The 21700-nt window shown below is 74.4% G+C and carries 21 protein-coding genes; 14 read left to right on the forward strand and 7 right to left on the reverse strand.

Annotated features, from left to right (window positions below; genetic code table 11):
• The first annotated feature begins 139 nt into the window (after positions 1 to 139).
• The gene (locus J7W19_RS27985) at positions 140 to 1492 is read left to right on the forward strand and encodes an aminopeptidase P family protein (RefSeq protein WP_040887632.1); all 1353 of its coding nucleotides are present in this window, start codon (positions 140 to 142) and stop codon (positions 1490 to 1492) included.
• 95 nt (positions 1493 to 1587) lie between these two features.
• On the opposite strand, the gene J7W19_RS27990 is transcribed toward J7W19_RS27985, so the two are convergent.
• The 3 genes from J7W19_RS27990 to J7W19_RS28000 form a co-directional block, all read right to left on the reverse strand.
• On the reverse strand, positions 1588 to 2400 hold the full coding sequence (locus J7W19_RS27990) for a methyltransferase domain-containing protein (protein WP_004938983.1): 813 nt from the start codon (positions 2398 to 2400) through the stop codon (positions 1588 to 1590).
• A gap of 90 nt (positions 2401 to 2490) precedes the next feature.
• Positions 2491 to 2856, reverse strand: a complete 366-nt coding sequence (locus tag J7W19_RS27995; RefSeq protein ID WP_004938981.1) for a hypothetical protein — start codon at positions 2854 to 2856, stop codon at positions 2491 to 2493.
• 236 nt (positions 2857 to 3092) lie between these two features.
• Complete coding sequence (locus J7W19_RS28000) at positions 3093 to 3959, reverse strand: DUF2127 domain-containing protein (protein ID WP_004938976.1); 867 nt, start codon at positions 3957 to 3959, stop codon at positions 3093 to 3095.
• A gap of 169 nt (positions 3960 to 4128) precedes the next feature.
• Here J7W19_RS28000 and J7W19_RS28005 point away from each other — a divergent pair, with 169 nt between their 5' ends.
• From J7W19_RS28005 to J7W19_RS28050, 10 genes are all read left to right on the forward strand, one after another.
• Entirely contained in the window at positions 4129 to 5286 is a 1158-nt protein-coding gene (locus J7W19_RS28005; RefSeq protein ID WP_004938974.1) for an NAD(P)/FAD-dependent oxidoreductase, read from the forward strand.
• A gap of 437 nt (positions 5287 to 5723) precedes the next feature.
• Entirely contained in the window at positions 5724 to 6035 is a 312-nt protein-coding gene (locus J7W19_RS28010) for a (2Fe-2S)-binding protein (protein WP_004938970.1), read from the forward strand.
• Entirely contained in the window at positions 6016 to 7971 is a 1956-nt protein-coding gene (locus J7W19_RS28015; RefSeq protein WP_004938968.1) for an NAD(P)/FAD-dependent oxidoreductase, read from the forward strand. Before J7W19_RS28010 ends, J7W19_RS28015 begins: the two co-directional genes overlap by 20 nt.
• A gap of 110 nt (positions 7972 to 8081) precedes the next feature.
• Positions 8082 to 8990 (forward strand): dihydrodipicolinate synthase family protein, encoded by a 909-nt coding sequence (locus tag J7W19_RS28020; protein ID WP_004938965.1) that lies wholly within the window; start codon positions 8082 to 8084, stop codon positions 8988 to 8990.
• A gap of 27 nt (positions 8991 to 9017) precedes the next feature.
• Complete coding sequence (locus tag J7W19_RS28025) at positions 9018 to 10022, forward strand: proline racemase family protein (protein ID WP_004938960.1); 1005 nt, start codon at positions 9018 to 9020, stop codon at positions 10020 to 10022.
• Positions 10019 to 11413: an aldehyde dehydrogenase family protein gene (locus tag J7W19_RS28030; protein WP_004938957.1), complete on the forward strand. Its 1395-nt coding sequence runs from the start codon at positions 10019 to 10021 to the stop codon at positions 11411 to 11413. Before J7W19_RS28025 ends, J7W19_RS28030 begins: the two co-directional genes overlap by 4 nt.
• Before the next feature lie 64 nt (positions 11414 to 11477).
• On the forward strand, positions 11478 to 12191 hold the full coding sequence (locus tag J7W19_RS28035) for a GntR family transcriptional regulator (protein ID WP_004938955.1): 714 nt from the start codon (positions 11478 to 11480) through the stop codon (positions 12189 to 12191).
• A 508-nt stretch (positions 12192 to 12699) separates the two neighbouring features.
• Entirely contained in the window at positions 12700 to 13575 is an 876-nt protein-coding gene (locus tag J7W19_RS28040) for a DMT family transporter (protein WP_004938952.1), read from the forward strand.
• 264 nt (positions 13576 to 13839) lie between these two features.
• Positions 13840 to 15504 (forward strand): APC family permease, encoded by a 1665-nt coding sequence (locus J7W19_RS28045; protein ID WP_040887612.1) that lies wholly within the window; start codon positions 13840 to 13842, stop codon positions 15502 to 15504.
• Positions 15505 to 15660: 156 nt separating this feature from the next.
• Entirely contained in the window at positions 15661 to 17880 is a 2220-nt protein-coding gene (locus tag J7W19_RS28050; RefSeq protein WP_004938949.1) for an NADP-dependent isocitrate dehydrogenase, read from the forward strand.
• Positions 17881 to 17941: 61 nt separating this feature from the next.
• Here J7W19_RS28050 and J7W19_RS28055 read toward each other — a convergent pair whose 3' ends face one another.
• Together J7W19_RS28055 and J7W19_RS28060 are read right to left on the reverse strand one after the other, a co-directional pair.
• Positions 17942 to 18145 (reverse strand): DUF397 domain-containing protein, encoded by a 204-nt coding sequence (locus tag J7W19_RS28055; protein WP_004938946.1) that lies wholly within the window; start codon positions 18143 to 18145, stop codon positions 17942 to 17944.
• Positions 18142 to 18978: a helix-turn-helix domain-containing protein gene (locus J7W19_RS28060; protein ID WP_040887610.1), complete on the reverse strand. Its 837-nt coding sequence runs from the start codon at positions 18976 to 18978 to the stop codon at positions 18142 to 18144. The genes J7W19_RS28055 and J7W19_RS28060 overlap by 4 nt, the downstream gene beginning before the upstream one ends.
• 216 nt (positions 18979 to 19194) lie before the next feature.
• On the opposite strand from J7W19_RS28060, the gene J7W19_RS28065 reads away from it, so the two are divergent.
• The 3 genes from J7W19_RS28065 to J7W19_RS28070 all read left to right on the forward strand — a co-directional run bounded on the left by J7W19_RS28065 (position 19195) and on the right by J7W19_RS28070 (position 20560).
• The gene (locus J7W19_RS28065; RefSeq protein WP_078587643.1) at positions 19195 to 19458 is read left to right on the forward strand and encodes a hypothetical protein; all 264 of its coding nucleotides are present in this window, start codon (positions 19195 to 19197) and stop codon (positions 19456 to 19458) included.
• A gap of 578 nt (positions 19459 to 20036) precedes the next feature.
• Positions 20037 to 20165, forward strand: coding sequence for a hypothetical protein (locus J7W19_RS33235; RefSeq protein WP_004938936.1), 129 nt, complete (start codon positions 20037 to 20039; stop codon positions 20163 to 20165).
• Positions 20162 to 20560 carry an NUDIX hydrolase gene (locus tag J7W19_RS28070; protein ID WP_004938934.1) on the forward strand — a complete coding sequence of 133 codons (399 nt, stop codon included), beginning with the start codon at positions 20162 to 20164 and terminating at the stop codon, positions 20558 to 20560. The genes J7W19_RS33235 and J7W19_RS28070 overlap by 4 nt, the downstream gene beginning before the upstream one ends.
• A gap of 21 nt (positions 20561 to 20581) precedes the next feature.
• On the opposite strand, the gene J7W19_RS28075 is transcribed toward J7W19_RS28070, so the two are convergent.
• Both J7W19_RS28075 and J7W19_RS28080 read right to left on the reverse strand, forming a co-directional pair.
• Complete coding sequence (locus J7W19_RS28075; RefSeq protein ID WP_004938931.1) at positions 20582 to 20917, reverse strand: YnfA family protein; 336 nt, start codon at positions 20915 to 20917, stop codon at positions 20582 to 20584.
• A 73-nt stretch (positions 20918 to 20990) separates the two neighbouring features.
• Positions 20991 to 21530 (reverse strand): DinB family protein, encoded by a 540-nt coding sequence (locus tag J7W19_RS28080; RefSeq protein ID WP_004938927.1) that lies wholly within the window; start codon positions 21528 to 21530, stop codon positions 20991 to 20993.
• Positions 21531 to 21700 lie beyond the last annotated feature (170 nt).

Below are 21700 nucleotides of genomic sequence, written 5' to 3' on the forward strand. Positions count from 1 at the left end.
ACCGCGGCGGGGGAGCGGCCTCTTCCGTATCGCGGCTCATGACATGTGACCTGTAACACCGTAATGTGAAATGGTACAGCCGTCGCGAAGTCCCAGGAGGAAGACCGTGTCCGGACCCGCCGCCGTCCCCATCCGCACGATGAGCCACGACCTGCCGGTGTCCGACGAACTGGCGGCCTTCATGGGAGCGGGCTGGGCGCCCGTACCGCCGCCGTCCGGGAGCACCCGGTCGCCCCTCGCGGACGCCACCGCCGCCCGCCGGACCCGCCTCTCCGCGCGCTTCCCGGGCGAGCGGCTGATCGTGCCCGCCGGTACGGCGAAGGTCCGCTCCAACGACTGCGACTTCCGCTTCCGCCCGCACAGCGCCTACGCCTGGCTGACCGGCCTGACGGGCGAGGACCAGGCCGGCCACGTCCTCGTCCTGGAGCCCGACGGCCCGCACGGCCATCAGGCGGTGCTGTACGTCCGGCCGCGCCCGCCCCGCTCCGCCGGCTCCTCGGCGTTCTACCGCGACCGCCGGCACGGCGAGTTCTGGGTCGGCCGCTCGCCGGACCCCGCCGAGACCGAACGCGCGACGGGCATCCACTGCGCGCCCCTGGAGGCCGACGCCGCCCTCCCGCCCGGCCGCGACGCCACCGGCGACGGCGAACTCGCCGCCGTGCTCAGCGAGTTGCGGCTCGTCAAGGACGCCTGGGAGGTCGGCCAGCTGCAACAGGCCGTGGACCACACCGCCGCCGGCTTCGAGGACGTCGTCCGCGCCCTTCCGCGCGCCCTGGCGCACCCGCGCGGCGAGCGCTGGATCGAAGGCGTCTTCGGGCTGCGCGCCCGCGCCGAGGGCAACGGCACCGGCTACGAGACCATCGCCGCGTCCGGCGCGCACGCCTGCGTCCTGCACTGGACCCGCAACGACGGCCGGCTGAACCCGCGCGACCTGCTCCTCCTCGACGCCGGCGTGGAGACGGACACCCTCTACACCGCCGACGTCACCCGCACCCTCCCCCTCTCCGGCCGCTTCTCGCCCGTCCAGCGGCAGGTCTACGAACTCGTCCTCGCCGCCCAGGACGCGGGCATCGCCGCCCTCAAACCGGGCGCGAGCTTCCGCGACTTCCACCGGGCCGGCATGCGCGTCATCGCCGAGGGCCTCACCGACTGGGGCGTCCTCCGCACCCCCGACGGCGACCTCCACCGCCGCTACACCCTCTGCAGCAGCGGCCACATGCTCGGCCTGGACGTCCACGACTGCGCCCAGGCGCGCGCCGACGCCTACCTCGACGGCGTCTTGGAGGAGGGTCAGGTCCTCACCGTCGAACCCGGCCTCTACCTCCAGCCCGACGACGAGACCCTGCCGCCCGCCCTGCGCGGCATCGGCGTCCGCATCGAGGACGACCTCGTCATCACCGCGAACGGCGCCCGCCTGATGTCGGGAGCGCTCCCGCGGACACCGGACGCGATCGAGGCGTGGATGGACGAACTGGGCGCCGCGGCCGGGTAGTCCGGGCCGGGCGGGCCGCTCGGTCTCGGCGTCGGACGCTTCGGCGCCGGGTTCCGGGCGCCCACTGGCGCAGGCAGGCGTCGAAGCTCCGCCCGTCATCCCCGATCGGCGGGCAGGGTGGCGGAGGTGAGGAAGTAGGTGACGGAGTAGAGGAACCGGCCGTTCTCGATCGCGTCGTCCAAGAGCGTGTCGAAGCGGCGCGCTTCGGCGCGGGAGAGGCGGCCGCGGTCGGCGAAGGCGCCGGCCCAGTGGCGGATGCCCATGGTGCCGTCGACGGTGCGCTTGTCACGGACGAGAAGGGTGTGCGGCTCGACTTCGACGTCGAGCAGGCCGCGTGCGGTGAGGAGGCCCGGCACGCGGCGGGCGAAGGTGCCGTGCCGGATGCCGTGCCCCTCGCGCAGCCCCAGGACCTTCGCGGCCAGGCGGTGGTCGTCGATGTCGAGTGCCTGGGTCGCCGTGTCCGGGTCGCAGATGACGACACGGCCGCCGGGGCGGACGACGCGCAGCATCTCGTCCAGCGCCCGCTCGGGTTCCTCGACGTGCTGGAGGACGCGGTCCGCCCAAGCTCCGTCGAACACCGCGTCCTCGAACGGCAGGCGGCGGCTGTCGGCGACGACGACCTGCCGCAGGCCCGCGTGCTTCATCTCGGCGCACATCGTCCGGGACAGGTCGCAGGCGACGGCCTCGGCGCCGGTTCCGGCCGCGAGTTCCCGCACGGTGTCCCCGGTGCCGGCCCCGACGTCGAGGAACCGCCGGCCGGGCCGCGCGTGGAGCAGGTCGCGCAGGCGCCGCTTGTAGGAGACGAAGAACGGCTCGCTCCGCAGCCGGTGCAGCGTGCCGACCAGGTGTACCGGGTCGGGGTGCGCGTCGACGTCGGAGAAGGCGTGCGGCACGTAGGAGTCGGCCATGGCCGGACCCTACGGCCCGGGCGGCCGTCGCGCGGCCGGAACCACGGGGTCCGCGCCGGACTCGTCAGGGCACCCTCGCCGCGGTCCCGGTCAGGACGTCTTCTGCAGCAGCCAGGCGTTCGGGGTGAAGGAGGGGTTGACGAAGACGACGCAGCCGCCGCTGTAGTACGTCTGGACCTTGGTCCAGCCCTTCGGCGGTTGGGCGGAGGCGCAGGCGTTGACCTGGGTACCGACGGGCAGACCGTCCAGCTGCTTGATCATCTTGATGTTGGAGCCGCCCATCGCGCGGCACGAGGCGCTGGTGCCCCAGTTCACGTCCACCCAGCCGTCCGGGGTCATCGAGTCGGCGCACACCGTACGCGTCTCGCCCGGCGACGCCTGGGCCGGACTCGCCGTGACGGCGGCGGCGAGCGTCGCGCCGAGAAGTGCCAGACCCGCGGTGCGGAGTCGTCTCATGGGGGTTCTCCCAAGCGTGAAGGTCCACTGACGCGCTGGTGGATCAGTGTCGGTGACGGCATTCAAGGGCTTGGGAGAAGGACTTGAGGAGTGCATTTTCGGCCATGAGGGCGAAGCCTCGCAGGTGGCGGGCCCGGCGGGTGGAACGCCGCCGTCCGCCGAGCCGTCGTGCGGACGCCGTGCCGTCGTGCGTACGCCCAGCGGTCGTACGGATGCCGTGCGGGGCCGTGCCGCCGTCAGCCCTGCCGTCCGTGGCCGCCCGGGCGGGCGCCCGGATGGATCCGCTCCAGCGCCTCCCAGCCGCTGTCCCGCTCCCGCGCCGCCTCCTCCGCGCGGCCACCACCGCGCAGGCCGAACAGCCGCTTGGCGATCAGCAGGTAGATCACCACGGCCAGGTTGATGACCAGGGTGCAGACCTTCAACGGGCTGATCCGCTCGTGCAGTTCGTACACCTCGGGCACCAGCAGCACGCTCGTGGCCACGAAGGTCAGGTACTCGGCCCAGCGCGCGGCGCGCCACAGGCCGATCGCCTCCACCCCCTCGAGCACCGCGTACGCGGCGATGACCAGGCCGATCACCCACAGCGTGCGGTCGTGCGCCGCGAACGCCTTGTCCAGGTCGCCGAGCAGGCCGTGGCCGCGGACGCCGCTGGGGCCGCCGACACCGTTCTGGAGGTCGTCCACGACCCGGTAGAAGGGACCCCGGAGGCGGGCGCGTTCGTGGGCGAAGACGAACACGGCGACGGCCATGACGGCGAGGACGACGAAGTGCACCAGCCGGTCGAGGGCGATCAGGCGGAGGACGTAGCGGTCGCGCAACGGGCGCCCGCGGAGCGGGAGTTCGATGGCGTCGCGGGACTCGGGGGTCTCGCGCCCCGGGCGGTCCGGCGGCGGCAGCGGGAGCCACGCGTCGCAGCGCAGGCAGCGGTGCCAGCGGTGGCCGTCGGGCGTCTCGCGCACCACGAGCGCGTCCTCCGGCGAGACGCGCGCAGCGTCGGTGCCGACGAGGCGGTGGCCGCGCAGGGCGCAGTCGAGCAGCTCGTAGTGGATGCCGCGTCGGCGCCGTACGCCCGGCGCGGGTTCCAGACCCGGGGTGTCCGTCACTGATGTCGCCCTTCGCTCGGTCCGCACGGAATTATGACCGTCCGTCGGGTGCGGCATGCCGCGTTTGACGTCGTCATTGCCCGGTGTTGGGAGGGGCGCGGGGCGGGCGGGCCGTTACGTGCGGCGGCACCCCTTGGCCAGAGCTGTGCAATGTGAAATATTACAGCGCGTGCCCCAGAGCGACTCCTCGGACGTCATCGTGGTCGGAGCGGGCGTCGTCGGCGCCGCCTGCGCCCACTACGCCGCCCGCGCCGGCCTCTCCGTCACCGTCATCGACCGCGGGCCCGTGGCCGGCGGGACCACCGGGGCCGGTGAGGGCAACCTCCTGGTCTCCGACAAGGAACCCGGGCCCGAGCTGCAACTCGCGCTGCTCTCCACGCGGTTGTGGCGGGAGCTGACCGACGTGCTGCCGGCCGCCGTCGAGTACGAGGCCAAGGGCGGCCTCGTCGTCGCCGCCGACGCCGCCGGGGCGGACGCGCTGCGGGCGTTCGCCGCACGCCAGGCGGCGGCGGGCGTCACCGCCCTCGACGTCCCGGCGGACCGGCTGCGCGACCTCGAACCCCACCTCGCCCCCGGCCTCGCCGGCGGCGTCCGCTACCCCCAGGACGCGCAGGTCCAACCCGCCCTCGCCGCCGCCCACTTGCTGCGCGCCGCGGGCGGGCGGGTGCGGGTGCGCACCGGCGAGCCCGTCACCGCCGTCCTCACCGGCCCCGGCGGCGCGGTACGCGGCGTCCGGACGCCCGCCGGCGCCGTCCACGCCCCGTACCTGGTCAACGCGGCCGGCACCTGGGGCGGCGACGTGGCCCGGCTGGCCGGGGCGCGCCTGCCCGTCCTCCCGCGCCGCGGCTTCGTCCTCGTCACCGAACCGCTGCCGCGCGTCGTCCGGCACAAGGTGTACGCGGCGGACTACGTCACCGACGTCGCCAGCGGCTCGGCCGCGCTCCAGACTTCGGCGGTCGTCGAGGGCACCCCGGCGGGCCCGGTGCTCATCGGTGCCAGCCGGGAGCGGGTCGGCTTCGACCGCACCCTGTCCACGGAGGCGCTGCGCCGCCTCGCGGCGGGGGCCACCGCCCTGTTCCCGGTGCTCCGCACGGTGCGCGCGACGCGGACGTACGCCGGGTTCCGCCCGTACCTCCCCGACCACCTCCCGGCGATCGGCCCGGACCCGCACGTCCCCGGCCTGCTGCACGCCTGCGGCCACGAAGGCGCGGGCATCGGACTCGCCCCGGCCACCGGCGCGTTGATCGCCGCCCTGCTGACGGGCGACCGGCCTCCGGTCGACCCGGGGCCGTTCACGCCCGGCCGGTTCGCGGGGGTGACGGCGTGACGGCCGGGGGGTGCCGGGGGCTCCTGGTCGGTGCTGCCGGTGGGGGCGTTCGGGCCGTCGAGAGCGCGCCCGTGTGTGCAGCGGGGGAGGGCCGGCCGCTTGGTGGCGTCCCCACCCCTGGTCGCCTCACCCCAGCCCCCCTCGCCGGCGGGGTGGTTTCCCGGCCGGTGCCGCTGGTGGGGGCCTTCCGGCCGCCCCGGGCGCGCTGGTGTGCGTGGAAGGCGGAGGGCCGGCCGCGTGGGGGCCTCCCCACCCCTGGTCGCCTCACCCCAGCCCCCCTCGCCGGCGGGGTGGTTTCCCGGCCGGTGCCGCTGGTGGGGGCCTTCCGGCCGCCCCGAGCGCGCCGGTGTGTGCGGAAGGCGGAGGGCCGGCCGCGTGGCGGTCTCCGCACCCCTGGTCGCCTCACCCCAACTCCCCTCACCGAAAGGAGTCCCGCCATGCCCCGTCGCCGCGCCCCCGGCCCCCCGGCCGACGCCGTCGCGTTCGAGATCAGCTTCGACGGGCGTCCCGTCCGCGCCCTGCCCGGGCAGACGATCGCCGCCGCTCTGTGGGGCGCCGGTGTGCTCGCCTGGCGGACGACGCGCGGCGGCGGCCGGCCGCGCGGCGCGTTCTGCGGCATCGGGCAGTGCTACGACTGCCTCGCCACCGTCAACGGCGAGCCCAACCGGCGGGCCTGCCTGCTGCCGGCCCGGCCCGGGGACGCCGTCACCACGCAGGAAGGACACGGCCGTGCCGGACTCGCCGTCTGAGCCCCGGGGCCCGCTCGACGGCCCCCGCCGCGCCTACGACCTCGCGGTGATCGGTGCGGGCCCCGCCGGGACGGCCGGTGCCGTCGCCGCGGCCCGGCTCGGGCTGTCCGTCGCGCTCCTCGACGCCGCCGACCGGCCCGGCGGACAGTACTTCCGTGACCCGGCACCGGAGTTGGCGGCCCTGCGGGGGCGGCGGGCGACGCTCCCCGGGCGGTCCGCCTTCGCCGCCCTGCGCGCCCGGCTCGCGGCGAGCCGCGTCGACCACCTCGCCGCCCACCACGTCTGGTCCGTGACCAGGGAGGACGCGGACGCGTGGAGCGTCCACGCCGTCACCGGACCCGACGGCGACGGCGGCGCGCCGGTCCGCGTACGGGCCCGCGCGGTGCTCCTGGCGACCGGTTCCCAGGAGCGCCAACTTCCCTTCCCCGGCTGGACGCTGCCCGGCGTCGTCGGCGCGGGCGGCGCGCAGGCGATGCTCAAGTCCGGGCTCGTGCTGCCCGGGAAGCGGGTCGTCGTCGCGGGCAGCGGGCCGCTGCTGCTCGCCGTCGCCTCCTCGCTGGCCGCCGCCGGGGCGCGGGTCCCGGCCGTCGTCGAGGCGTCCGGCTACCTCGGGTACGCCCGCCACCCGCGCGCCCTCGCCGTCAACCCGCACAAGGCGTTCGAAGCGGCTGTCCACGGCGGGGCGTTGCTCCGCCACCGGGTGCCGGTACGCACCCGGAGCGCGGTCACGCGGGTGCACGGCACCGACCGGGTGGAGGCCGTCACCGTCACCCGCCTCGACCGCGACTGGCGGCCCGTCCCCGGCACCGGCCGCCGGATCGCCTGCGACGCGCTCGCCGTCGGCCACGGCCTGGAGCCGCGCGTCGAACTGGCCACCGGCCTCGGCTGCGCCACCCGCCGCACCCCGGACGGCGGCCACGCCCTCGCCGTGGACGGCCTCCAGCGGACCACCGTTCCCGGGCTCTGGGCGGCGGGGGAGGCCGCGGGCGTCGGCGGGTGGCAACTCGCCTGGCTGGAAGGGGAGGTGGCGGGTGTCGCGGTGGCGCTCCGGCTCTCCGGCCGGACCGGTGCCGTCCCCGGCGAGCACCTGCGCGCCCTGCGCCGCCGGCGCGACCGGCTGCGGTCCTTCGCCGACGCGATGGCCGCCGCCCACGCGCCGGGGGAGGGCTGGACGGACTGGCTCACCGACGACACGGACGTGTGCCGCTGCGAGGAGGTGACGGCGGGCCGCGTCCGCGCGGCGGTCGCCGAACTCGGCGCCCACGACGCGCGGACCGTCAAACTCCTCACCCGCGCGGGCATGGGCTGGTGCCAGGGCCGCGTCTGCGGAACCGCCGTGACCTGCCTGGCCGCCGCCGCCCGCGACGGCGGTACGGCGCGGCGGACCGCATCGGCGCCGGCCCCCGCCCGCCGGCCGCTCGCCGTGCCCGTCCCGCTGGGCGTGCTGGCCGCGCTCGACGATCCGGAGCCGGAGCCCCGCGACTCCGCCACGCCCGAGACTCCCGTGTCGCGTGTGTCGGGTGCGGCCGGTGTGCCGGGGCCTTGCCCGCCCGGCGGGGTCGACGGATCGGGTCCGTCAGGCGTCGCCTCGCCCGGGGACCCCGTGTCGCGTGTGCCGGGTACGACCGGTGTGCCGGGGCCCTACCTGCCCGGCGCGGCCGACGAACGGGGCCCGTCCGGCGCCACCCCGCCCGGGGACCCAGTGCCGCGCGTGCCAGGTACGACCGGCGCGCCGGGGCCCTACTCGCCCGGCGCGGCCGACGAACCGGGTCCGTCCGGGGCCACCCCGTCCGAGGACCCCGTGCCGCGCGCGCCCGGCGAAGCCGGTGTGCCGGAGCCTCAGCCGCCCGGCGCGGTCGACCGGCCGGACCCGTCCGGTGCCGCCCCGCCCGGCGGCCGCCGCATCCCCGCCCCGCGCGCACCGGGCGGGGGTTGATCCGCGCGTACCGAGCGGGGGACTGATCCGCCCAACCGGCCCTGCACACCGCCCCTTGTGGGCACCCCCACCCCCCAATAAAATGTCACACACCACAGAAGGGCATCGGCATGACCGCCACCTCCTGGAACACCACCCACCCCTGGCGCGGCGTCATGGTCGCCACCGCGCTCCCGCTCCGCGACGACCTGGCGATCGATCACGACACGTACGCCGCCCACATCCGCCGCCTCCTGGACGCCGGCTGCGACGGTGTCGTCCCCAACGGCTCGCTCGGCGAGTACCAGACGCTCACCGACGACGAGCGGGCCCGCGTCGTACGGACCGCCGTCGAGGCGGCGGGGGACGGGGCCCGGGTGATGCCCGGGGTGTCGGCGTACGGCGCGGGGGAGGCGCGGCGGTGGGCGGAGCAGGCCGCCGAGGCCGGCTGCGGGTCCGTGCTGCTGCTGCCGCCGAACGGCTACCGCGCCGACGAGCGCGCCGTCCGCGCCCACTACGCGGAGGTCGCGCGCGCCGGGCTGCCGGTCGTCGCGTACAACAACCCCGTCGACACCAAGGTCGACCTGACCCCGGAGCTGCTGGCCGCCCTGCACCGCGACGGGTCGATCGTCGCCGTCAAGGAGTTCTCCGGCGACGTCCGGCGGGCCTACGAGATCGCCGAACTCGCGCCCGGACTCGACCTGCTCGTCGGCGCCGACGACGTGCTGCTGGAGCTGGCGACCGCCGGGGCGGTCGGCTGGATCGCCGGGTACCCCAACGCGTTCCCCGCCTCCTGCGCCGCCCTCTACCGGGCCGCCGCCGACGGCGACCTCGGCACCGCCCTGCCGCTCTACCGCTCGCTGCACCCGCTGCTGCGCTGGGACTCCCGGACGGAGTTCGTGCAGGCCATCAAGGTGTCCATGGACGTCGTCGGGTTCCACGGCGGCCCCAGCCGGCCGCCGCGGCTGCCGCTCACGCCGGACACCGAGGCCCTGGTACGCGCCGCCACCGAGAAGGCCGTCGCCGACGGCCACCACTGACACCCCAGCGGCCACGAAAGGACGTCCGTGCGCACCCGCCACGTCTTCCACGCCGTCGACTCGCACACCGAGGGCATGCCCACCCGCGTCGTCACCGGCGGCGTCGGGGTGATCCCCGGCGCCACCATGGCCGAGCGGCGGCGGCACTTCATGGAGCACCTGGACCACCTCCGCACCCTCCTGATGTACGAGCCGCGCGGCCACGCCTCCATGAGCGGCGCGATCCTCCAGCCCCCGACCCGCCCCGACGCCGACTACGGCGTCCTCTACATCGAGGTCTCCGGGGTGCTGCCGATGTGCGGCCACGGCACCATCGGCGTCGCCACGGTGCTCGTCGAGACGGGCATGGTCCCGGTCGCCGAACCCGTCACCACCGTCCGCCTCGACACCCCGGCCGGTCTCGTCACCGTCGACGTACGGGTGGAGGACGGCGCGGCGAAGGCGGTCACGCTCACCAACGTCCCGTCGTTCTGCGTCGCGCTGGACCGGAAGGCCGACGTCCCCGGGTACGGCACGGTGACGTACGACCTCGCCTTCGGCGGAAACTTCTACGCGTTCGTCGAACTCGACGCGCTCGGGCTGCCGTTCGACCGCGCCCGCAAGGACGAGCTGCTGGCGGCCGGACTCGCCGTCATGGAGGCGGTGAACGCCTCGCCGGACCGGCCCGTCCACCCCGTCCATCCCGAGATCGGCGGGCTCAAGCACGTCTACCTGGCCGCGCCCGGCTCGGACGCGCAGCACTCGCGGCACGCGATGGCCATCCACCCCGGCTGGTTCGACCGGTCGCCCTGCGGCACCGGCACCTCCGCCCGGATGGCCCAGCTGCACGCCCGCGGCGCCCTCCCGCTCGGCCGCGACTTCGTCAACGAGTCCTTCATCGGCACCCGGTTCACCGGCCGGCTGGTCGCGGAGACCGAGGTCGGCGGGGTACCGGCCGTCGTCCCCGCCATCACCGGACGCGCCTGGATCACCGGCACCGCCCAGTACTTCCTCGACCCGGACGACCCCTTCCCCGGAGGCTTCCTCCTGTGACTCCCGCCCCGTCCACCATCCCCTCCTCTTATTCCTCCGCCAACCCGGCCGATCCGGCCGACATCCTCACGGAGTTCACCGCCCCCGGCCCGCGCGCCGCCGCCGACGCCGTCCGACGGGCCCGCGCCGCGCAGCCGGAGTGGCGCGGCGCGGGCGCCGCCGCCCGCTCGGCGGCCCTCGCGGCGGTCGCGTCGGCGATCGAGGACGCCGCCGCCGAACTGGCCGCCCTCGCCGTACGGGAGGTGGGCAAGCCCGTCACCGAGGCCCGCGCGGAGGTGGCCCGTACGGTCGCGATCTGGCGGTACTACGCCCAGGCCCCGTACGAGCCCACCGGGGCCGTCCACGAACCGGCCGCCGGGCCGGGCCTGTTGCTCACCCGCCGCCGCCCGCACGGCGTCGCGGGCCTTGTCACGCCGTGGAACTTCCCGTTCGCCATCCCGAGCTGGAAGGCCGCGCCCGCCCTCGCGGCGGGCAACACCGCCGTCCTCAAACCCGCGCCCGAGGCCACCGTCTGCGCCCTGCGCCTCGCCGAACTGGCCCGACAGGCGCTCCCCGAGGGGGTGCTGACCGTCGTCCCCGGTGGCGCCGAGGAGGGTGCCGCCGTGCTCGACGCGGCCGACGTGGTCTCCTTCACCGGCTCGACGGCCGTCGGCACCCGCGTCGTCGCCGCGGCGACCGCGCGCGGCGTGCCCGTCCAGGCCGAGACGGGCGGGCTGAACGCCGCGATCGTCCTGCCCGACGCCGACATCGGGCGGGCCGCCGCGGACATCGCCGCCGCCGTCGCCGGCTACGCGGGGCAGAAGTGCACCGCCACCGGCCGGATCGTCGCCGTGGGCGCCGCCCTCGACCCGCTCCGCGAGGCCCTGGCCGAGGCGGTGCGCGCGCTCCCGGCCGGCGATCCGGCCGATCCGGCGACGGTCTGCGGGCCCGTCATCTCCGCGCGGGCCCGCGACCGGGTGGCCGAGGCGGCGGACGGCGTGTCCGTCCTCGCCGCGGGACCCGCGCCCGAGGGGCCCGGGTGGTACGCGGCGCCGACCCTGGTCGAGAAGGCGCCGGCGGGGCACCGGCTGCTCACCGAGGAGGTGTTCGGCCCGATCGCGGCCCTGCTGCCCGCGGCCGACCTCGCCGAGGCCGTACGGATCACCGACTCCGTCCCGTACGGGCTGGTCACCTCGCTGCACACGGCCGACCTCGACGCCGCCCTGCACGGACTCGACGCGCTCCGCACCGGTATGGTCCGGGTCAACGCCCCGACCACCGGCGTGGACTTCCACCTCCCCTTCGGCGGCACCGGGGCCTCCGGCCACGGACCGCGCGAACAGGGTTGTGCCGCCCTGGAGTTCTACACGGCCCAGCGCACGTACACGCTGCTGCCCCGCACCGCGGGGTGACCCCAAAACGCAATGTGACATTGTACGCTGGTGGTCCAGTCCATCGGGGCGCGAAAGGGACACCATGGGCCACCTCAAGCAGCGCAACCTCATCACCGCCCGGGAGCGCCTGCGCGACCAGGTCGCCCACGCCCTGCGCGCCGCGCTGATCTCCGGTGAACTGCGCCCCGGCGAGGTCTACTCCGCGCCCGGCCTCGCCGAGGACTTCGGCGTCTCCGCGACACCGGTCCGCGAGGCCATGCTCGACCTGGCCCGGGAGGGGCTGGTCGAGCCCGTCCGCAACAAGGGCTTCCGGGTCACCGAGGTCGACGAGCGCGACCTCGACCAGTACACCGAGATCCGCACGCTGATCGAGGTGCCCATGGTCGGCCGGATCACCCGGACCGCCTCCCGCGCGGACCTGGAGGCGCTCCGCCCGGTCGCCGAGGAGATCGTGCGCGCCGCCCGCGAGCACGACCTCATCGGTTATCTGGAGGCCGACCGGCGGTTCCACCTCACGCTGCTCGGCCTGTCCGGCAACGAGCGGCTGGTCGAGACCGTCGGCGACCTCCGCAAGCGCTCCCGCCTCTACGGCCTCACCGCCCTCGACGAGCGCGACGAGCTCATCCCGTCGGCCGAGGAGCACGTCGAGCTGCTGGACCTGATGCTCGCCGGGGACGCGGAGGCCGCCGAGGCGTGCATGACCCGCCACCTCGGCCACGTCCGCTCCCTCTGGGCCGCGAACGCGGCGGCCGCGGACCGGCCCGCACCACGGAGGACGGCCGGCGCGGGCCGCTGACGCGAGGGCGCCGAGCGGCGCTTGCTCGGTGATCGGTCGCCGCGGCGCTGGCGATGTGGTCGCCCTCGTGCGGCTGACGTGTCGAGGCCCCGCCGCGCGGCGGCAGCCTCGTGCGGTCGGCGTCCGCGCCGTTGGCGGGTTCGTCTCCGTGCGGCTTCTGGGCGGGGGTTCTGCCGTTGCCCGGCGGCCGTCGCGCGGCTGTTTGGTAGTCGGTCGGCGCGGCGCTGTCGGTGTGGTCGTCCCAGCAGCGGCTGACGTACAGAGGCCCTGCCGTGGGGTGGCAGCCGGCCGGCGGGACGCCGTCGGTGCGGTCGTCCCCGCGCGGCCCCCGTGTAGCGGCCCCACCATGGGGCAGAAGCCGTCGCACAGGCGCCACCGGCACCGGCCTCGTCACCCGTCGCTCTCGTCGCCGGCCGCCGCCGGGCGGGTGGCGGACGGGTGACCGGCGTCCGTGGACGGTGCCGCTGACAGCGTGCGGGGCCGACGGCGGGAACGGAGGTGCGGCGACGTGAGTGGCCTGGTGCCCGCGCTGGTGGCGCTGCTCGCGGCCGGGGGCAACGCCCTCGGGACGGTGCTCCAGCGGATCGCCGCGCGGACGGTACCCGAGGGGGACGCGTTCAGCGTGCGGCTGGTGCGGCACCTGGTGCGCAGCCCGGCGTGGCTGGGCGGCATCGCCGTGATCGTCGGCGCGGCGGCCTGCCAGGCGCTGGCCCTGACCCTGGGCTCGCTGTCGCTGGTCCAGCCCATCCTGGTCACCGAACTCCCCTTCACCCTGCTCATCGCCTGCGCCCTCGCCCGGCGGCGGCTGCCGGCGGCTGGATGGGCGGCCTCGCTGATGGTCGCGGCCGGGCTCGGGGTGGGGCTGGCGGCGGCGGCCCCGGGCGGAGGCGGTGACACGGCCTCCGGCGCCCGGTGGACCGTCACCCTCGCGGGCGCCGGTGCCGCCGTGGCGCTCTGCGCGGCGGCCGCCCTGACCCGGCCGCGCGGCCGGGCGCGCGCCGCGCTGTTCGCCTCGGCCTCGGCGATCGCGTACGCGCTGACCGCCACCCTGATGAAGGCGGCCACCGGCACCTTCGACGATCACGGCGTCGGCGCCTTCTTCACGGCCTGGCAGACGTACGCCTTCGTGGCCGTCGGCGCCTGTGCCCTGTTCCTGCTGGCCAACGCCATGGAGTCCGGGCCGCTGGTGGCCTCCCAGCCCGCGCTCACCCTGGGCGAGGCGCTGGTCAGCCTGGCGCTGGGGAGCCTCGTCTACGGGGAGCGGGTGCGGACGGGGTGGTGGCTCGTGCCGGAGGGCGCCGGGGCGGCGCTCGTCACCTGGGGGATCCTGCTGCTGCCCGGCGCCGACCCGGAGGGCGGGGAGCCGGCGGGGGAGCGGCGCTGACCGCTCTCCTCGGGAGCCGAGGGACGCCTGTGACCTGGGAGTCGAGTGACGCCTGTGACAGCCGTTTCAACAGGTTGTCGTACTATGTCCGACGTCGCTCTGTACGTCCTCGGCCGTCTCGCCGCCACATCCGTGTGTCCGCTCCCGGGGGCCGTCGCGGCTTCGAAGACCCCGCGCACGCCGTAAGAAGCGGGGGAAAGCGCGGAAAGTCCCGGCCGTCCCAGGCCACGCCCTGGCGGCACCGGCAGAACGGAAGAACATCACGTGGATGTGAGCGCGGCCAATCGAAAGGGCCTCAGCCTCTTCGCCCTGATCATGATCGGCCTGGGGTCCATCTTCGGCTCCGGCTGGCTCTTCGGGGCCGGCCAGGCGGCCCAGGTCGCCGGACCCGCCGCGCTGGTCGCCTGGGTGATCGGCGCGATCTTCATCGGCATGATCGCCATGTCGTACGCCGAGGTCGGCGCGGCCTACCCGCTGCCCGGCGCCATGGCCCGGTTCGGTTCCATCTCGCACGGCCCGGTGCTGGGCTTCGTCACCGGCTGGGCGGTGTGGATCGCGACGGCCTCGCTGATCCCGATCGAGTCCATCGCCGGCACCCAGTACATGGCGTCCTGGAACTTCGGCTGGGCCCGCGGCCTGGTCGAGGACGGCCACCTGACGGCCACCGGCATCGGCATGGCCCTGCTCCTGACCATCGCCCTGTGGCTCGCCTGCTACTGGTCCGTCGCCCTGCTGGCGCGCGCGAACAACCTGCTGACGCTGGTGAAGTTCGCCATCCCCATCATCGCCATCGCCGCGCTCATCGCCTCCGGCTTCCACACCGGCAACTTCACCGCCCACGGCGGCTTCGCCCCCAACGGCTGGTCCGCGGTGCTCACCGCCGTCTCCGCCTCCGGCGTCGTCTTCGCCTTCAACGGCTTCCAGGCCGTCGTCAACCTCGGCGGCAACGCCAAGAACCCGGGCCGGGCCATCCCGCTCGCCCTCGTCGGCGCGCTCTCCCTCGGCCTGATCATCTACCTGGCCCTCCAGGTCGCCTTCCTGGGCTCGGTCCCGCCGGAGCGGCTCGCGGAGGCGGGCGGCTGGCACGGCGTGAACTTCGCCTCGCCGTTCGCCGACCTCGCCAAGCTGCTGATGCTGCACTGGGTCGTCACCCTGCTCCAGTTCGGCGCGTTCATCTCGCCGTCCGGCGCCAACATCGGCAACGTCGCCTCGTCCGCGTACCTGGCGCAGAACCTCGCCGAGACCGGGTTCTTCCCCAAGAAGATCGCCGAGGTGCACCCGCGCTACGGCGTCGCCCGCCCCGCCATGTGGCTCAACCTGGCCTTCTCCGTCCTCCTGCTGCTCACCATCGGGCACAGCTGGGAGGCCCTGGCCAGCGTCGTCTCCGCCGCGATGGTCGTCTCGTACCTGATGGGCCCGATCGCCGTCGGCGTCTTCCGGAAGACCAAGCCCGGCCTGCCGCGCCCCTTCCGGCTGCCCGCCGCCGCCGTGCTCTGCCCGCTGACCTTCGCGTTCGCCGCCTGCGCCCTGTACTGGTCCAAGTGGCCCAACACCGGCAAGGTCGCCCTGCTCACCCTGGTCTCGCTGCCCATCGCCGCGATCGTGCTGCGCCGCAAGGGCGAGCGGAACCTGGCCAAGCAGTTCGCCCCCGCCTGGTGGATGGCCGCCTTCCTGCTCTGGACCGGCCTGGTCTCCGCGCTCGGCAGCCCCGAGTTCGGCGGCCACGGGGTGATCCCCGGTGGCCTCGACACCGCGCTGGTCGGCGTCTCCGCCCTCGGCTTCTACTTCTGGGCCGTCCGCGCCGGCGTCCGCGCCCACCAGGCCGGGCTGCCCGGCCCCGACCCAGTCCTCGACGGACGTGACGCCCCCGACGTCACGCCCGTCCCCGGCCCGCGCACGGCCGAGCCGTCGGCGGCGGTCGTCTCCTGACGCCGGCCCCTCCCCGCACGTCACAGACCCCGCCGCTCCGGGCAAGGAGCGGCGGGGTCTGTGACGTAAACGGAGGGGCAGGGCCCTGTGAGCGAGGCGGCCCGTTCGGGATATCTTGATGTCGAGCAATGTTGCAAACGTGGAGCGGAGCACCCGGTGACTGACTCGACCATCATCTATACGCACACCGACGAGGCGCCGGCGCTGGCGACGCACTCGTTCCTGCCCGTGGTCAAGGCGTACGCCTCGACGGCCGGCGTCACCGTGGAGAGCCGCGACATCTCCCTGGCCGGCCGCATCATCGCCAGCTTCCCCGAGTACCTGGACGAGAGCCGGCGCATCCCCGACGCCCTCGCCGAGCTCGGCGCGCTGGCCAAGACCCCCGGCGCCAACATCATCAAGCTGCCGAACATCTCGGCGTCCATCCCGCAGCTCAAGGCCGCCGTCGCCGAGCTCCAGGAGCAGGGCTACACCCTGCCGGACTACCCGGACGACCCGAAGACCGACGAGGAGCGGGAGATCCGCGCCCGCTACGACAAGGTCAAGGGCAGCGCCGTCAACCCGGTCCTGCGCGAGGGCAACTCCGACCGCCGCGCCCCCGCGTCGGTCAAGAACTACGCCAAGGCCCACCCGCACCGCATGGGCGCCTGGAGCTCCGACTCCAAGACGAACGTCGCCACCATGGGCGTCGACGACTTCCGGTCCACCGAGAAGTCCGCCGTCATCGCCGAGGACGGCACCCTGCGCATCGAGCTCTCCGGTGACGACGGCACCACCACCGTCCTCCGCGAGTCGGTCCCGGTGCTCGCCGGCGAGGTCGTCGACGCCTCCGTGATGCGCGTGGCCGCGCTCCGCGAGTTCCTCACCGCGCAGGTCGCCCGCGCCAAGGCCGAGGGCGTGCTGTTCTCCGTGCACCTCAAGGCCACCATGATGAAGGTCTCCGACCCCATCGTCTTCGGCCACGTCGTCCGCGCCTTCTTCCCGAAGACCTTCGCCGAGCACGGCGAGGCGCTGGCCGCCGCCGGCCTGTCCCCCAACGACGGCCTCGGCGGCATCTTCAAGGGCCTGGAGGCGCTGCCCGAGGGCGCCAAGATCAAGGAGTCCTTCGACGCCGAACTCGCCGAGGGCCCGGCCCTCGCGATGGTCGACTCCGACCGCGGCATCACCAACCTGCACGTCCCCAGCGACGTCATCGTCGACGCCTCCATGCCGGCCATGATCCGCACCTCCGGCCACATGTGGGGCCCGGACGGCCAGGAGGCCGACACCCTCGCCGTCCTCCCGGACAGCAGCTACGCCGGCGTCTACCAGGCCGTCATCGAGGACTGCCGCGCCCACGGCGCCTTCGACCCGTCGACCATGGGCTCCGTCCCCAACGTCGGCCTGATGGCGCAGAAGGCCGAGGAGTACGGCAGCCACGACAAGACCTTCGAGGTCCCCGTCACCGGCACCGTGCGCGTCCTCGACGCCGCCGGGAACGTCGTCCTGGAGCAGGCCGTCGGCGCCGGCGACATCTTCCGCATGTGCCAGACCAAGGACGCCCCCATCAAGGACTGGGTCAAGCTGGCCGTCACCCGCGCCCGCGCGACCGGCGACCCGGCCGTCTTCTGGCTCGACGAGAACCGCGCCCACGACGCGCGGCTCATCGAGAAGGTCAAGGCGTACCTGCCCGAGCACGACACCGAGGGCCTGGACATCCGCATCCTCGCCCCCGTCGAGGCCACCAAGCTCTCCCTGGAGCGCATCCGCCGCGGCGAGAACACCATCTCCGTCACCGGCAACGTGCTGCGCGACTACCTGACCGACCTCTTCCCGATCCTGGAGCTGGGCACCAGCGCCAAGATGCTGTCGGTCGTCCCGCTGATGAACGGCGGCGGCCTCTTCGAGACCGGCGCCGGCGGCTCCGCGCCCAAGCACGTGCAGCAGCTCGTCAAGGAGAACTACCTGCGCTGGGACTCGCTCGGCGAGTTCTTCGCCCTCGTGCCCTCCTTCGAGCACTACGCGAAGACCACCGGCAACGCCCGCGCGCAGATCCTCGCCGACACGCTCGACCGCGCCACCGCGACCTTCCTGGAGGAGGACAAGTCGCCGAGCCGCCGCCTCGGCGGCATCGACAACCGCGGCAGCCACTTCTACCTCGCCATGTACTGGGCGCGGGAGCTGGCCGCCCAGACGGACGACGCGGAGCTGGCCGGCGCGTTCGCCGGGCTCGCCAAGACGCTCACCGAGGCGGAGTCGACGATCGTCGAGGAGCTCGTCGCCGTACAGGGCAAGCCGGTCGACATCGGCGGCTACTACCAGCCCGACGTCGAGAAGGCCGCTGCCGTGATGCGGCCGTCGGCGACGTTCAACCAGGCGCTGGCGCTGCTCGGCTGATCGCTGTATCGGTAGCACCCCGGCCCGGCGGGCGGCTTCGCGCCGCTCGCCGGGCCGGCGCTCAGGCGGTGAAGACCCCGCCCTTGACAGCGGATATCAGGTCGGCGAAGGCCGAGGCGGGGATGTTCAGCAAGGGGCCCGTGGGACGCTTGCTGTCCCGGAGGGGGACGATGCCGGACACCGCGACAGCGGGGGCCCATTCGACGCAGTTGCCACCGTTGTTGCTGTGGGAGGACTTGAACCAGCGGGGGGAATCGGTCGTCACAACGCGCCCTTTCGTACCTGCTCGATCATGGCCACAGACGCCGCCTGAGACAACGATTCGGCCTGAAGCTGATGGTAGGCCGTCAACATGGGTACTACGGACGCGAGCTCCCGGTCCAAGTTCCCCTGGGCCTGAGATTCGGCGTAGCAGAGGACGGACCGGTCTGGCAAGGTCAAGAGATTGACGGGCAGGTCAAACGTTCGACGCTCACCTATGTCGTACGGCGCCACCTGTAGCAGGGTGTTCGGCAACTGGGCGAACTCGATCAGGCGCGCCAACTGGGCGTTCATGACGGCTGTCCCGCCGACAGTGCGACGAATGCAGCTCTCGTCCATGGTCACGAACATCATGGGCGGGTGAGTTCTCACCAGGTCCGCCTGTCGCTTCGCGAGGAAAGCAACGCGTTGATCGGCCTGTTCGGGCGTGATGGCGCCCCGCCGTACGGCACTGTCGGCCAACACTCTCGCGTACTCCGGGGTCTGCAACAAGCCGGGGATGATCCCGATCTCGTACAGCCGGATCTCCACGGCGCGGCTCTCGTACTTCACGTACTCCGGGAACCCCTCCAGCATCGCGCCGTGCTTGATCTCGCGATACTCCCGCTCGAACGCGTCCGCCGCGCCGCCGGTTCCGAAGGCCTGGTCGACGCTGCGCGAGAACCGGAGAGTCGGAGGCTTCCGACCAGTTTCGATCGCTGAAATATGCACGCTGGAATATCCCGTGCGGGCGGCCAGATCCTCCTGCCTCCAGCCGCGCGACTCCCGCAAGCTGCGCAGGCGCGCCCCGAAGGCGGCTTGGGGGGACGCGTCGGGGTTCAACTCCCGTCGGTTCAAGAAGCCTTCACCAATCTTCCGTTCGCCGCTTACAGGTTGAAGGCTACCCAGACGCGGGGCCACCCTGAACCTCCCCGGTAGCGAAAGGGCTACGGAGAGGAGTGATCGCCTGTGTCCGACGGACGGAAGGCGCACCAGTCGTATCGCATGGGTGCCCAGGTGCGGGACCCCGGCGGGCGGCGGGCGGGTGAGGCTGCGGATCGCGAGGAGCCGTTCATGCAACTACGCCTGTTCGAGGGGTGTTTGGACGGGTCGGTTGACCCGGACGCCTGGGCCCCCGAGCCGCTCGAACTGGTCGTGGACACCGAACGCGATCAGGTCGGCGTCGTGGTCGGCCGGGACGCGGGCACCGGCCGGATCACCCTGCGCCCTCCGGAGGGCGGGCGCGTCTGGCACCCGTCGCAATGCCGTCGGGCCAACGCCATGGACCGTTTGCGCGCCCGGGTGATCCAGCAGAACCGGGAAGGGCGCCGGTGGTGAGTGCGGTGCCCGGCCCACGGAGGGAAGGGCCGAAGACCGTCGGCGAACGGCGCGCCGGCTGCGCGGAGTGCCGTCGGCTGCGCGAGGAGTTCGCCCGGGCCGTCCGCTCGGGTGACCGGGCTGCGGCGGAGGGTGTCATGGCCGCCCGAGGGCTGCACGAGTACGCGGCGCACTGGGGGGCAAATCGAGCGAACCAGGGCGGGAGTCGCCGGCTTTCCTCACCTTGCCGCACTGGGCCGGGCCCCGGTCGGACCGGCCGGTACGGGCACCGGCGACGGCAGCGCCTGCGTGGTGGACTGGGCCAGGGTCGCCGCCGGACCCGCGTGGGTGGATCCGGCGTGCACGGCCGTACGGCTGATGGAGTCGGGGCACGCACCCTCCGACGCGATGGCGTGGATCGAGCAGTTCGACAGTTGGCGGAACGCCGATCCGAGAGCGGTGGACGCGTTCGTCAACGTTACGTGTCGGCGCTGGACGGCACGGGTCGGCGAGCGAGGTGCGCGACGGAGCAACGCCAGGTTCCGGCATCTGCTCGGCTGCACCGGCTCCTGGCCGGCGTGCAAGGAGAGGCGGGGTCCGTGATCGTCGCCGGTGGTACCGTGCCGAAGTTCTCCGTCGGGCAGCGGCTCGACGAGGAGGTCCGAGTGATTCCCGGCACCGGGGACTTCGGCGAGCGGTTTCTCGGTACGGACAGGGGAGTGGCGTGAGCGACGCGGTGAAGGTCGTCGAGAAGGTGGCGTGGATCCTGCGGGACGGTGACGGCCGGGTCCTCGTCGCCCGTTCGCACGGCAAGGACGCCTACTACCTGCCGGGCGGCAAGCCCGAACCCGGGGAGAGCGACCGCGACGCGTTGGTCCGGGAGATCCGCGAGGAACTGGGCGTCGAGCTCGTCCCGGAGACCGTCGCCCCGGCGTTCACCGTGCGGGCCGCGGCACACGGCAAGGCCGCCGGTACCGAGGTCCGGATGGCCTGCTATACGGCCGGCCACCGCGGTACCCCGGAGCCGCACGCCGAGATCGCCGAACTGGCCTGGCTGGACCCGGCCGGGCCCGCGCCCGTCAGCGGCGCGACCCGGGCGGCGCTGGACCGGCTCCTCGGCTGACGCCGGACCGGCGGCGTCCGGTCACCGGCCGCGCGGCGCGTACATGATGACGGCCATGCCGACGAGGCACACCAGCGCGCCGACGACGTCGTAGCGGTCGGGCCGGTAGCCGTCCGCCACCGCGCCCCAGACGAGCGAACCGGCCACGAACACGCCGCCGTACGCGGCGAGGATCCGACCGAAGTGCGCGTCGGGCTGGAGCGTGGCCACGAAGCCGTAGAGGCCCAGGGCGACGACCCCCGCGCCCGCCCAGAGCCAGCCGCGGTGCTCGCGCACCCCCTGCCACACCAGCCAGGCGCCCCCGATCTCGAACAGGGCGGCGACGACGAACAGGGCGGCGGAGCGGGCGACGAGCATGGTGCCGGACTTTCGGGAGGCGGGACGGACGGGAGCGCGCGCGGACCGGCGCGCTCCCCACGACCGTAACCGCTCAGGCGTCCGCCCCCGGCCGCCGCCCGGCGGCGAGCGTCGCCGGCGCGTACCCGAACTCGGCCGGGACGTCCACGCCCAGCGCCCGGGCCAGCGGCACCATCACCGCGAGGTGGTGGACGGCGTGGTGGGCGACGAACACCAGCTCCCGGCCCACCGTGGACGGCGTCCGGGCCACCGAGCCGTCCGGGGCCACCACGCTCACCACCTCGACCGGGCGCTTCAGGTCACCCGGCGCGACGGTCCCGACCAGCCCCCGGACGTGCGCCAGCCGGGCCAGCGCCGCGTCCCGGTCCGTCTCGACCGGGCCGCCGCGCGTGCGCCGGTCGTAGTCGACGGTGCCGCTGCCGGCGCCCGCGAGGATGGCCGTGTAGTGGTCGACGCAGTGCCGTACGTGCCCGGCGATGGGGCTCGCGCCGCGCGGGCGGTGCAGGTACTGGTCGTCGGTGAGTATCCCGACCAACTCGCCCACCTGCCCGAGCTGTTCGGCGGCGCACGCGGTGACGGAGGTCGTGGTGCCGGCGGTGGTGGGGTCGTCCAATGGTCGTCTTCACCTTCCTCGCGGTGCCCTCGGCTCGCTCCCCGTGCCGTCCACGGTAGCGCTCCACGACCGGTGGACGGTGGGGTTCCGGCGGGCCGCCGCCGGGGCGGAGCGGGCCTCGACGTCAGGTCGCCTCTCGTTCGGGGGAGGGTAAGGGCCGTGGCGCACTG

Source organism: Streptomyces mobaraensis NBRC 13819 = DSM 40847 (assembly GCF_017916255.1).
In the GTDB taxonomy this organism is placed as follows: domain Bacteria; phylum Actinomycetota; class Actinomycetes; order Streptomycetales; family Streptomycetaceae; genus Streptomyces; species Streptomyces mobaraensis.

Coding starts and splice junctions, on each gene's coding strand:
- J7W19_RS27985 (WP_040887632.1), top strand. CDS start 140: ATGAGCCACGACCTGCCGGTGTCCGACGAACTGGCGGCCTTCATGGGA.
- J7W19_RS27990 (WP_004938983.1), bottom strand. CDS start 2,400: ATGGCCGACTCCTACGTGCCGCACGCCTTCTCCGACGTCGACGCGCAC.
- J7W19_RS27995 (WP_004938981.1), bottom strand. CDS start 2,856: ATGAGACGACTCCGCACCGCGGGTCTGGCACTTCTCGGCGCGACGCTC.
- J7W19_RS28010 (WP_004938970.1), top strand. CDS start 5,724: ATGCCCCGTCGCCGCGCCCCCGGCCCCCCGGCCGACGCCGTCGCGTTC.
- J7W19_RS28020 (WP_004938965.1), top strand. CDS start 8,082: ATGACCGCCACCTCCTGGAACACCACCCACCCCTGGCGCGGCGTCATG.
- J7W19_RS28035 (WP_004938955.1), top strand. CDS start 11,478: ATGGGCCACCTCAAGCAGCGCAACCTCATCACCGCCCGGGAGCGCCTG.
- J7W19_RS28065 (WP_078587643.1), top strand. CDS start 19,195: ATGCAACTACGCCTGTTCGAGGGGTGTTTGGACGGGTCGGTTGACCCG.
- J7W19_RS28075 (WP_004938931.1), bottom strand. CDS start 20,917: ATGCTCGTCGCCCGCTCCGCCGCCCTGTTCGTCGTCGCCGCCCTGTTC.